We start from the raw sequence: 884 nt of genomic DNA, 5'->3' as shown, positions 1-884 counted from the left end.
TTTCAAGACATAATTGCAAGTTATAGCGATGGCAAAAAATCTATCTTAGATATTCGTAATGCTTTATATGCGGAATATAAAATCAATATTCCTATAAGATTAATTTTAAATATTTTTGAGATATTCGAAAAAGCTGAAGTAGTTAATCTAAACAAAAATTAAAATGGTTTAAACAAACAAAAAGAAGATAACAACTTGTATAGTGCATAGCTACCCCACGGGATAGGTATAGCACCATACACTTATCGTTAGTAAGCTTCTAAAAAGATATCATGACAAACTATTTATTAATATTAATACTGAGTTTTGTTACTTTAATTTCCTCATGCCCGTCGATATAATCTAAGTTAAGTTTTGCAAAAGATTATGAGATAGTTACAGAAGAAACTATCAAATTGACAACAAAGAAGCGAACGGTTAAAAGATTTACCATTGTATCTAATGCACAAACATTTGAGGAATTAGTGCACACTGCAATGCTAGTAGCATATGAAATTAATCATAAATATCAATTTGATTTAACATCAATCCTCCTTGTACCTAATAAGCAGTTAGTGAGAACCCAGGTATATTATACACAGGTAGATTATGCTGCAGATAATAAAGGTACTTTTGGATTACCTGGAGTTGACCCAACAATCTTTAAATCAGGAAAATGGCTTGTAAGATCTACAGAGAAAACATTAACAGATAAAGAGTTGTCAATTGCCTCTCTTTGGTTTGAAAACCAAAGTAAATTCCCAAGTACAAATTTATTAAGCAGCCTTTGTTTTGATAAAGATCTATTGGTAGAATACATAGCGAAAGAACTTGAAATAGAAACCACAGAGGTTAAACTCCCGCAAATAGAGTATAAAATTTATGATACTAAAGACATAAAAAAA

1 pseudogene is annotated in these 884 nt (G+C 30.0%); it reads left to right on the top strand.

Going from position 1 to position 884, the window contains the following annotated elements:
• Positions 1-368: 368 nt before the first annotated feature.
• Positions 369-884, top strand: a pseudogene (locus E1171_RS00640) (DUF4875 domain-containing protein); the annotation flags it as partial.

The organism is Xanthovirga aplysinae (assembly GCF_009711365.1).
Lineage (GTDB): Bacteria > Bacteroidota > Bacteroidia > Cytophagales > Cyclobacteriaceae > Xanthovirga > Xanthovirga aplysinae.
The sequence above is the reverse complement of the archived record's forward strand: the minus strand, read 5'-3'. Positions and strand labels throughout refer to the sequence as shown.